The sequence below is a fragment of the Methanobrevibacter sp. genome (assembly GCF_045539575.1).
GTDB lineage: Archaea > Methanobacteriota > Methanobacteria > Methanobacteriales > Methanobacteriaceae > Methanocatella.
In genome coordinates, this window is sequence record NZ_JAZQFM010000047.1 from 1 (window position 1) to 10,411 (window position 10,411).

Genomic DNA, 10,411 nt, shown 5'->3' on the forward strand with positions numbered 1-10,411 from the left:
AATGCGTTGTTAAATAATTATAATCGGGTTTTAAGCATGTCTTATATTTATATTGATGAAAGCGGAGATTTGGGAACTAAACAAGGCAGTTCAAAGTATTTTATTATGGCTGCCATCAAAGTTGAGGATTCAAAGAAGCTGGACAAGTCAATTAAAAAAATCCGAAGGTCATTTAAAAAGAAAATGTTGAGTTCTGCTGAAATCAAAGGCGGAAACTTACCTTATGAATTAAAAATCAAAATCCTCAAAAAGTTGAAAAACATTGATTATGAAATTTTCATAATCGTCTTTGACAAATCAAACAGATATAAAATAGGTTATGAATATGACAACAAAGAATTATATGACATTTTAGCTTCAAAGCTAGCTGAATTAATTAATATAGATAAACCCACTTTCATATTCATTGACAAGTCAAAAAACAAACAGAAAGAAATTGACAATTTCAATGAACTCTTTTTAAACAGTTTAAATAATATTCAAAAGCAACCTATTGTAATCGAGCATGCGGATTCAATGCACTATAAAGGTTTGCAGATGGCGGATTTGATTTCATGGTCTGCATTCCAGAATTTTGAAAATGAAAATCATGAATTCATTGATCTAATAAAAAATAAAGTAATTAAGTTTGTATATGAAAATTAGAATTGATTTATATGAATGATAGAAGAACCCGTATACCACCTAATTCGCCCCTCGTCGAGACAAGGATATACAGGCTGAACCTCAAATGAAGTTTTTACCTCCTATAAAATTCAATTTATAATTATGTATGATATTGCATATAAATATTTTGCAAAAAACATTATACTTCAACACCGCTTTCAGATGAAATTCTCTCACCGACAGGCTGTTCCTCTTCAAAGTTAGACAAGTAGTTCTTATAGATTTCATCACCTTCAGAGGAGAGTTCCATAATGTATCGGAGCACATCATCTCTTGAATAGCTGAAATATATATTCAATGTTTCGTCAATACCCATAAGTTCCAGCTGCATATTCAATAGCTGATTGCAATATTTTAACACCCATTTCTGGTCATTGGCAACATTAACGATAAATCCTGTAATGGCAGAATCGTTAATGTATTCGGCAACGTTCTGGTTAGACCGTTCGTTACCTGCCTGTGATTGTGGAGTAACGAAAGTCCTTAAGATATTATTCCTGAAGATTTCAGTCTGTCTTGTATAGTCGGACTGGTAGTTGTTACCACCTAAGATTTTACTTTCAATTCCAGGAGGCACAATAGCTACATTCGAATCGGCAGTTGTTCCATAATCTGCATAAAGATTCTCTTTAGCGGTTGATGACAGTTCGGTTATTATAGGCTGGCCGTTAGCGTCAAGAGACGGCTTTACTTCAATGATGTTGTCCTTGTTGATTCTTTCAACCTGGTTTCTCTCCAGATTGCATTTATGGTAAATGTCATCAAGGCAATTTAAGATGATGCTTTGAGCTTCGCCGTAGATTTCATTGTACATGAAGTTAATAACCTCACCAGCTTCATACCTGACCGTTAATGTTCCTTCCTCAACACTTACATAGTTGTTAAAGTCTTCGGGAGACCCGTTAACGATATCTTTCGGCATCTCATGAAGGTACAGCTGGACTTCATTATCGTCATTGAATTCCTTTTTTAATCCGTAGCCGTGAGCACCAATTTCTAAAAAGATAGGTTTAATATATTTGCCGATGCTTTTATCCCAGCGCTGCACAGGTTTGATTAGTCCTTCACCGTCAACCATTCCGCCCTGCAAGATTTCCTTAGCCACTTGTCTGATGTCGATTTTTCTGGCCCAAAGGATTAACGTTAGTTTCTGCTCTTGAGAAAGCCTGTTTTCCTTATCCACAAGAACAATATTGACATTGGCCTTATCAATTCTGTTTTTCAAAATTCCTGAAGTATAACCGTCAAGCTTAACAGCATAACGTGCATTGGCTATTGTTTTATTTATCACTGGCGGAAGTGCATCGACAAGATCAAGACCTGTGTTGATTCCATCGACTCTAGGCTGTCTTTCACTTTCACCCCAATAGCTACGCTTGGTGTTGTACTGCTCCACACGATTATTCAATAATCTGGTTCTAATATAATCAGTAATTCCCATGACATATCATTTCCAATTATAATTTTTTATTATATTGTTTATTATATTTTTTATATAAAATTAGTAATAAATTTATTTGTTTTAATCTCTCAATAATTTTCTTCTACCCTGCCATATCAATTGGCGCTGCCTTTTTCTCAACTCCTTATACTCCCAATACATCTGTGATGTGACGTATCCATGCAGCCTTCTAAACTCATCTATCCGGACAATCCCTGATTGTACAATGGCTGATTCGCCTTCATGCCAACAGTACCATGGATGATGGCAGGGAATATCATGTTCTGAAGCCAATCCAGTTTTGCAGTTGTTACAGTAATCCACAAACCACAACTCTTCCTCTCTTTCTCGTTTTTCTTTTTTGGCTTCGATTATCTGCTGCTTAATAGATTTCATAACAATCAATTTTTATAAAAACCATGAAAACCATGAAAACTCTTGTAAACTTTTTTGATGGTTTTTTTAAAAACTCCTTAAAATCCGTTAAATCAAATAATAACAATCCATAAGAAGTTTCACGAAAATGATTTTTTAAAAAACCAAATTTTGCCGGAGTATGCGGGGCCACTTGTTAAACATGCCCCCACACATTTCCGGAACTTCAGTTTTTTGCAAAAACCAACTCCCCAAAACCAAAGCAAAATCCTCCAATTTATCTAAAAACAATTATAAACAATTTTTTAAAAAAACTTTTACAAAAGTTTTTATAAGTTTACATGGTTTTTTTAGTTTTTTGGTTTTCATGGTTTTTCAGTTTTTATGGTTTTTTGCCAATCCATATTGGCTTTCTTATATCTGAATCAAAGTTCATTATACTTAACCCCTCAACAAATTTATCTTCCTTCATAATGTCTACAACCCACTGCCCAATCTCATAGCAGATATCATCATATACTGAATCGTCCATGTGCTTTAAATCATAGCTGATGGATTCAACTTCACTTTTTGCAAGGTCATATACATTGGATCTTCCTGACCTGTCAGTAATCTGTAGAAATCCCTTGTCAGCCAGTTCATACATATATTTCCTTGCTGATGCCTTGCTCAATCCTAGGCTTTGAAGTGTGAAGTAATCATTGGTTGTAATTCCCATGTTCAGCACTTCCCTGTCCTTGCTTATCTTCCAATCATCAATATTGTTTCTGATATCGTTTAGAACTTCAACAGCTTTTGGTGCAAGGTTTGCAGATATGCTTTCCTTGTATGGTCTTAAAAGACTCATGAACAATTGCACATCAGCAATATTTGTGAGCACCATCTTTTTTCCGTCAACATCATAGACTTTATGATTATAATAGTTCAGGGCAGTTATTGTTTTAAGTAACCCATTGAACTTGTCAAAATCCCTTTTGTAAAAAGAAGAATTCTTTAAAAAGTCTATGACAAAATGAACATACGGATTAATCACTACAGTATTTTCAAATACCTCCTTTAGATGCAATAGCATGTATGGCACCAGTTCAGCTTCCTTTTCGTATTGCTTTAAAATCCTGTAGCTTTTGCCGTGCTTGAATTCCAGTGCACTTTTTCTTCTGTTGAAGATTTTCTGATTGTCCATTCTAGGTGTGATGAAAATGCTTCTGCTCATTTCCTGATCATCAAAATAATGATTAGGTACGGTAGTATATGTCAGGCATGGCTTGCCTTCAAGTTCCAGGTCTTTTACATCCCATCCGCCTTCGCCGTCCGGAATGTTTAATGGCTTGTTTAGAAAGCCGTCAGACTGAAGTTCCTTCATGAGGTTTTTGGACTCCTCCATGAATTCATGGTCATTGCTTCCTCCCATATCGCCATAGTTGACAATCATCCCGTCATAGAAATACCTGTCCTTTTTGGCACGGTTGAAGAGTGCAGCCTCGGTAATCTTTTTTTCATTGACAACAAACCTTTTGGGAATAAGCTTTAAAGCGGTTTCCTGAATATGTGATTTGCCGCTACTTGCCTCACCAAGACATATTACAGAAACAGGATTTTTGAGGATAACTTGTCCTGCATATACGGTAAATGCATACATTATGTTGTTGCGCTCACCTGCAGTAAACCATTCAACAAGACTTCCAATATAAACTAAAGGACAGCTTAGAGATTGCAATTTGGTGATAGCTTCCTTTAATTTATTGGAATCCTTTTCCTGCTCGGCCTGTTTCCTGTCAGCTATTTCCTGCTCGATAACAGACAGCTCATTTTCATAGTGGAGCTGCAGCAATTGCTTCAGTTCTGAAAACTGGTTGTTGACCTGTCTCGGTTTCAACTCGCCGTTAGGATTTATAATCTGCTTGAACTGTCTTGCGACATTGCTTTGGGAAGATAATGTAGCGGGAGATTTATTTAGATATTCTCCGATTTTATTACCATACCTGTTTTTAAATACATATGTGACCTTATCAACATTGTCCCTGTTGATAATGAGAGTTATTGTATCCTTTGTAGGTAATTCAGCTACATTACTCATTCATACACCCACTTATTTTACCTGAACGTCACGTACGATGAAACTGTAATAGATATAGCTTCCGGACTTTTCTTTGACCTGTATTGTCATTTCACCTAAGTTGTTTACGAATTCCCTGTATTCAGCGAGGTTGACGTTTCTTAAGATATTGGATCTGCCAACACTTCCTGTATTTTCCAATTCTAAAATAGAGGTTATGAAGTCAAAGAGCACACTTCCTTTTCTGATGTTTTTGTGAAGGTCACCATCGTTTTTGAGGTTAACGTTTATTTCAACGTATATTTTTTCATCATCTTTGAAAATGAATAATTTAAAACGGTTAATGGTTTTTTCCTCACCGTCATCATCGAAAGTATAGGATGTTACTGAAGACATTTCAGGCCTTCCGGTTATTAAAGTTCCATCTTCAAAGTCTCTTAGTTCTGCTTTTTCATATCCTTCTGGGATTTCCACGATTTCTTCAAAGTCCAATTCTGTACCTGTAAATATTGTTTGTTTGGTATTTTCAAAACTCATTTTATTTGTCTCCTAAAAAATTATTTAAGAGGAGTTATCCTCTTTTAGAAATTTTGATTGTGATACAATCTTTTCTGCGGTCATCTCTTCTGCTGACACTTCACCTGCTCCAATCAGTTCAGCTATTGCACGATTGGTTGCACGTGTCTTTGCAGTTGACATTATTGTGTGGTCAGACACTTTGTCTTTACCTTTTTCAGACCTTGAGCATAATGCATCAGATTCTACGCTACGACCATTAGGCAATGTTGCACGCACGCAGTAGTATGCTTCTCTGATTCTGCCCATTTTGGTTCTCTCCAAATCACGGTCAATGATTTCAGTATCAACATTGAATGCACGAGATAGCTTTTGCCATGCTGATTTTTTCTTGAAGTGTCTTTTCACTTTAACGTAGTTTCCGTCTTCGTCTTTTTCCTTGACTATGATTTCCTGATAGTCACTGTCATTGAGTAATCCTTTACAGAGTTTTTGATAAGCATCCCACTGTTCAATAGCTACATCAACGTCCGGGACATTATCAACAGCAGTGACTATTTCAGTCTCTTGTGGATTTTCTATCAGTTCTGCTTTTACCATTTTTTATCACCTTGAAAAATTTGGGAGGATTAATTTATAATCCTCCTGTACTTGTTGCTATTCCAATCCAGCCGATAGCCACGGCAAATAACATGCTTCCAATAAAAATCATTTTTGGATTGGGATCCATCGGTTCTTCTTTTGGATATAATCTAGCTGGTTTAGGCATACTGACCAACTCTCCTGATGCAGACCTCAATAATAAAATTCAAGTTAATTATTGTAGTTCTGCCATCGTTTTTGTGAATAACAACTGTTTTACTGTCCGGAAAATTCAATTCATCTGATTTCATTACCGCACAATACGGATTTTCATTTGCAGATACAAATGCAATGAAATGTCCTTCATCCAAATCCTTTTGCATTTCAAGAATTGCCTTTTCCATGTCAGTCACTCCTGTTTTTCCTGAATCCTACAATGTAGGCTTCTCCTCTTATGAACTTAATGAATCCTGTATCCCCAGCTGTTGCATATTGGATTAACGGCAATAGCTTGGAGTGTATTGCTGTTTGGTATGCCTTTTTTCCACCGTCCACCAATACGATACCGTCGTCATCGATATAGAGGATTTCCTGTTCGACATCACCTTTGGCAATTTTGACCTCACCACTGTGAGTTAAAATGCCGCAGAAATTGTCTTCAAATTGATTAATTGAGGTTGTCATAATTAATCAACCTCAATTAATGCAATAGGTGAATAACCATTCATTTGAATTCACCCAAGTTTTCAATTCTATCAAAGACCAACCATATTCTAGCCCAGATGTCTTTTGGGACTAAAACATGGGTTTCTCCATTTACTTCTTGTTCCAACATTATTTTTAGACTCCCGATTTTATCTTAAATTTTTAGTTCGTCTTAACGTGTTTAATCAAGTTTCATTATCTTGATTCTGTATGACTCGAAGAATTCCCTTTCATTTCTGATGTTTTCTGTTTGTGAAATTTCGTCAATGGCTTCTTCAAGTGCCCTGAAATTATTGAAAATTATTATTTCGTTAGGCCGGGGTTTTATTACTTCACACATGTTTTTGTATCTCCCTTTTTGCCCATCATCTTGGATGGGACTATATGGTCTACAATCTAAAACACACAAGTGGCCAGAAGTCTTTGAAAATAAAAATAGTATGTTGGTAAAATCAATATTCAATTCTCAATCGCAATATTTAGAATAAAATAAGTTTTGCTTTATTTAATTTGAAAATCTTTATATATTCCTTAAAATAAACTAGATATTGGGTTAAGTTTTGAAAAGTATTAATTTTTAGCTTGTTTCGTCGCATGCATAATTATTTTTATTTTTCTACTTGCCCACTTGTATTATACCTATTTTTTCATGATCTTTTTTCACTGTTTTTTTTTTGATATTTTACCTCCTTAAACTGGTTTTAAAGCCTTACTAAAAAAAAGTTGTACGAGAGTGGAAAATTGCCCCCACTTCGTAAAATTGCTCCCAGTTAGTAATGGCTAATACTAGTCTGTAATTTTGGCTATTTAAACATTTCTATTTGATAAAATATCAAAATTGTTTAATTATTACAATGTTATACTTGAAGATAAGGCATGTATTTTTCCAAAATTCTATAAACAATTTGACAAAAAAATATGATAAGAAATAGTAAAATGTATAAATCAAACTCATGATGAAACCATCATGTTGAAAAATTGTAGTTAAAAAAAATAAAAAAATGGAAAAGAACTTTTAAGTCTTATTTCTCAAAGCTCTTTTGATATAATCAACTTCACTCTTAAGACCATCCAGTTCAGCATTCAATTTTTGATTTTCACTCTCCATTGCCTGAAACTCCGGAGATTTGATGGATAACCTCTCAACATCAAGATTGATTGTGACTGCACCCATATGCTCAATATATTTTTCCCTTAAACGCAAAGGGTCTTCCATGAAATAGGAAGTTCTGGTCTGATCCTTTCCTCTGCCCTGAAGCTCATCGATTTCATCCATGCTCAAACCGTCATTATAAAGCTGGCTTGCATGAAACTTCCTCAGCATGTGGGAACGGAAGCGGTTGTAGGAACCTGCCTTTCCAAGGTTCAGCTTGTTGTTGATTTTGCCGAAAGTATTGTTCATGTGAGTGGAACTGATATTAAAAAGAGGAGTTGAATTTGTAAGTTCCCTCTCATCTATCACAAGATAGTGAATTATTTCTGCTGTGGACTCAGGACTTGAAAAAGTGGTATAGTACTTGTTGGTTTTCTGTCTTCTTAACCTCCAGGATGGAACCACATCATCACGGCCGTGCAACGCTTCAATAACATCATCTATATTGTCCTTGTGATGATACTCATAGGTAGCATCAATGAAATCCTGGATAGTGATGTTTAAAGTTTCCCTTTTCGCACATCCGCTGCTTGTCATAAACAGAATAATTGCTTTCATCAACGGATTGACCATCTTCAAGATATGCCTAAGCAATTCCTTGTCGGGCAAATCATTATAAGAAATAGGCATAGGCTTTTTGATATTTTTCTGATTTAACTTTGGCATCTTACCGATTTCAATATCAAAACCTTCTTCATATACGGTCATAACCCTACTGACATAATTTTTAACTGTTGTGGCGAGATGACCTTTTTTCATCAGATGGTTTCTGAATGCCAGAAGTCTTGCTCTCAATTTTGAATGTTTCCATTTGACTTCTTCTCGCTCTTCCTTTTCAGCTTCTTCTAACAACTGGTAGAATGGTTTTTTATGGTATCTTGAATACAAACCAATGGCGGTGGCGTAGCTTTCATATGTTACATCTTTAAGACATCTCTCATCACAAAAGCTTCTTAAAAGTTGCTCATCTTTTTCGTGCATATCCATATTTATTACTCCTATATAAAATCTCTTTTTTCCAAGAGCATTTGAAAAGTAATAAATATTTTGATGAGTGTTGCCCGTATACTAACTCTCTTGAATCATTGCTAGAATACCCTTCGCTCCTCGAGCAACCCTCGAAACGGGCAGCCTATCCAATGCTGGGTTTCTCCTAATCATCAACAGTATCAACTTCTCTCATAGAAGGACCGTAGGCATTGGTCAAAAAATGATACGACAATAATATAATATGTAAAAAATCATATTTAACTATTTTCAAAAAATAAAAAAAATAATCCCATCAAGAGTGACTCTCGATGCCGTGTTTCAGTGCCCCTGTGGTGTATTATATTATGTACAATTGCTCCATAAGCCCCCAGTGTTTTAAATGAATGTGAAACATTCAATTGTCTAGAGCAATTCAAACAAAGGTAATGTGTAGATAAAATTTAAAAATACAAAATATAATATTAAAAATTGAAACTGAATAATAAAATACAAATTATACACTACATAACAATACAAAGTCAAATAAATACAAATTTAAACAAATACAATAAAACAATAAATAAATTAAAATATATAAAACTAATTAAGTTCTATAGATTTTAATATATAAATATAACTACACATTACCAAGTTCCTCGGACAATTCCTTATATCTGTTTCTAATAGTGACCTCAGTGACACCGACAACTTCTGCAATGTCCTTTTGGGTTTTCCTTTCATTCAACAAGTAGGATGCAATATACAATGCAGCGGCCGCCAAACCGGTCGGTCCCTTGCCATTGTTCAAGCCCTGCTCAATGGACTTGTTGATGATTTCAATCGCCTTGACCTCAACCCTGGTGGAAACACCTAATCTGCTTGCAAACCTAGGGATAAAGTCAATAGGGGAAGTTGGATTCAATTTTATTTTCAATTCCCTTGATAAAAAGCGCTGATTCCTACCGATCTGCTTTTTAGAAATCTTGAATGATTCAGCCACCTCATCAAGGCTGCGAGGAATGCCATTGCGCCTGCAAGCCATATAAAGGGAAGCGGCAACCATGCTTTCAATGCTTCTGCCACGAATCAGCTTATTTCTGGCAGCATCCCTATAGATAAATGCTGCGTCCTCACGAACTGAACGGGGAATGCTTAACCTTGAAGAATTACGGTCAAGTTCGCTTAATGCATATGCCAAGTTCCTTTCACTGGCATTGGCAACCCTAATCCTCTTATTCCATTTCCTCAAACGATACAATTGAGCCCTGTTCCTTTCAGGGATATTTCGACCATTGATATCCTTGTTTCTGAAATCCATCATAGTGCTTAAACCCTTATCCGATATTGCAAAGGATAACGGAGCACCAGTACGGGTACGTCGGTTTCTCTGTTCATGATTAAAAGCCCTCCATTCAGGACCGTTGTCAATCAAGCTTTCTTCAAAAACAAGCCCGCAACGAGCACATGAAACTTCTGCCCTGGAACTGTCAACTTCTCTTTGAGTGGAACCGCAAACAGGGCAAGCCTCGACTTGATCATCGCGGAAAATATCACTTTGACTAAATTGTCTATTAAATGTGGTGGTTTCGGTTGATATAGTATCATCCTCCTTTAGGGATAAATGGAATAAATCCAAAATGTTGTTCAACAACTAAAACTAATTAATAAAGGATAAAAAATAGTCTAATTAGTTTTTACAGGTAAATTTCAGTTCGATGGTTGTATAAATTCAAGGTTCAGTGATATTATAATATAATGAGCTTGCAGCGAAATGAAATTCCCATAGAAAACCATAGTACACAAACAAAACGCAAAAAGACTTCACTACTGGGATCGAAACGAGACCAGGTATAACCCTCATGCTATGGCCGCAATACTCATTATTTATGAAAATGATAGTGATTAAAGTGAAAGATTTGTATATATAAAAGGCTTGCAGCGAAATGAA

The 10,411-nt window shown here is 35.6% G+C and carries 12 protein-coding genes and 1 rRNA gene; 1 reads left to right on the forward strand and 12 read right to left on the reverse strand.

From position 1 onward, the window contains the following. Positions 1-36: 36 nt before the first annotated feature. Complete coding sequence (locus ACKI30_RS05890; protein ID WP_407410723.1) at positions 37-645, forward strand: DUF3800 domain-containing protein; 609 nt, start codon at positions 37-39, stop codon at positions 643-645. Positions 646-805: 160 nt separating this feature from the next. Here the strand turns inward: ACKI30_RS05890 and ACKI30_RS05895 are convergent, their stop codons facing one another. From ACKI30_RS05895 to rrf, 12 genes are all read right to left on the reverse strand, one after another. After that, entirely contained in the window at positions 806-2,107 is a 1,302-nt protein-coding gene (locus ACKI30_RS05895; RefSeq protein ID WP_407410725.1) for a hypothetical protein, read from the reverse strand. 81 nt (positions 2,108-2,188) lie between these two features. Then, the gene (locus ACKI30_RS05900; RefSeq protein ID WP_296879001.1) at positions 2,189-2,503 is read right to left on the reverse strand and encodes a hypothetical protein; all 315 of its coding nucleotides are present in this window, start codon (positions 2,501-2,503) and stop codon (positions 2,189-2,191) included. 361 nt (positions 2,504-2,864) lie between these two features. Further along, complete coding sequence (locus ACKI30_RS05905; RefSeq protein ID WP_407410728.1) at positions 2,865-4,559, reverse strand: hypothetical protein; 1,695 nt, start codon at positions 4,557-4,559, stop codon at positions 2,865-2,867. 12 nt (positions 4,560-4,571) lie between these two features. After that, positions 4,572-5,075 carry a hypothetical protein gene (locus ACKI30_RS05910; RefSeq protein WP_407410730.1) on the reverse strand — a complete coding sequence of 168 codons (504 nt, stop codon included), beginning with the start codon at positions 5,073-5,075 and terminating at the stop codon, positions 4,572-4,574. Positions 5,076-5,099: 24 nt separating this feature from the next. Beyond that, positions 5,100-5,654 carry a hypothetical protein gene (locus tag ACKI30_RS05915; RefSeq protein WP_407410732.1) on the reverse strand — a complete coding sequence of 185 codons (555 nt, stop codon included), beginning with the start codon at positions 5,652-5,654 and terminating at the stop codon, positions 5,100-5,102. A gap of 34 nt (positions 5,655-5,688) precedes the next feature. Next, complete coding sequence (locus ACKI30_RS05920) at positions 5,689-5,823, reverse strand: hypothetical protein (protein ID WP_295588924.1); 135 nt, start codon at positions 5,821-5,823, stop codon at positions 5,689-5,691. Beyond that, on the reverse strand, positions 5,816-6,040 hold the full coding sequence (locus tag ACKI30_RS05925) for a hypothetical protein (protein WP_295588922.1): 225 nt from the start codon (positions 6,038-6,040) through the stop codon (positions 5,816-5,818). Before ACKI30_RS05925 ends, ACKI30_RS05920 begins: the two co-directional genes overlap by 8 nt. A gap of 1 nt (position 6,041) precedes the next feature. After that, positions 6,042-6,320, reverse strand: a complete 279-nt coding sequence (locus ACKI30_RS05930) for a hypothetical protein (protein ID WP_407410734.1) — start codon at positions 6,318-6,320, stop codon at positions 6,042-6,044. A gap of 202 nt (positions 6,321-6,522) precedes the next feature. Further along, positions 6,523-6,681 (reverse strand): hypothetical protein, encoded by a 159-nt coding sequence (locus tag ACKI30_RS05935; protein ID WP_295588920.1) that lies wholly within the window; start codon positions 6,679-6,681, stop codon positions 6,523-6,525. Positions 6,682-7,356: 675 nt separating this feature from the next. After that, positions 7,357-8,481 (reverse strand): tyrosine-type recombinase/integrase, encoded by a 1,125-nt coding sequence (locus ACKI30_RS05940; RefSeq protein WP_407410736.1) that lies wholly within the window; start codon positions 8,479-8,481, stop codon positions 7,357-7,359. Positions 8,482-9,100: 619 nt separating this feature from the next. Beyond that, positions 9,101-10,012 (reverse strand): transcription initiation factor IIB, encoded by a 912-nt coding sequence (locus ACKI30_RS05945; RefSeq protein ID WP_407410738.1) that lies wholly within the window; start codon positions 10,010-10,012, stop codon positions 9,101-9,103. 209 nt (positions 10,013-10,221) lie between these two features. Then, a 5S ribosomal RNA gene (rrf, locus tag ACKI30_RS05950) occupies positions 10,222-10,339 on the reverse strand. Positions 10,340-10,411: the final 72 nt, after the last annotated feature.

Bases quoted from the DNA above. Each gene is read 5' to 3' on its own strand.
- ACKI30_RS05905 (WP_407410728.1), bottom strand. From the start codon at position 4,559: ATGAGTAATGTAGCTGAATTACCTACAAAGGATACAATAACTCTCATT.
- ACKI30_RS05915 (WP_407410732.1), bottom strand. From the start codon at position 5,654: ATGGTAAAAGCAGAACTGATAGAAAATCCACAAGAGACTGAAATAGTC.
- ACKI30_RS05940 (WP_407410736.1), bottom strand. From the start codon at position 8,481: ATGGATATGCACGAAAAAGATGAGCAACTTTTAAGAAGCTTTTGTGAT.
- ACKI30_RS05910 (WP_407410730.1), bottom strand. From the start codon at position 5,075: ATGAGTTTTGAAAATACCAAACAAACAATATTTACAGGTACAGAATTG.
- ACKI30_RS05895 (WP_407410725.1), bottom strand. From the start codon at position 2,107: ATGGGAATTACTGATTATATTAGAACCAGATTATTGAATAATCGTGTG.
- ACKI30_RS05900 (WP_296879001.1), bottom strand. From the start codon at position 2,503: ATGAAATCTATTAAGCAGCAGATAATCGAAGCCAAAAAAGAAAAACGA.
- ACKI30_RS05925 (WP_295588922.1), bottom strand. From the start codon at position 6,040: ATGGAAAAGGCAATTCTTGAAATGCAAAAGGATTTGGATGAAGGACAT.
- ACKI30_RS05920 (WP_295588924.1), bottom strand. From the start codon at position 5,823: ATGCCTAAACCAGCTAGATTATATCCAAAAGAAGAACCGATGGATCCC.
- ACKI30_RS05935 (WP_295588920.1), bottom strand. From the start codon at position 6,681: ATGTGTGAAGTAATAAAACCCCGGCCTAACGAAATAATAATTTTCAAT.
- ACKI30_RS05890 (WP_407410723.1), top strand. From the start codon at position 37: ATGTCTTATATTTATATTGATGAAAGCGGAGATTTGGGAACTAAACAA.
- ACKI30_RS05930 (WP_407410734.1), bottom strand. From the start codon at position 6,320: ATGACAACCTCAATTAATCAATTTGAAGACAATTTCTGCGGCATTTTA.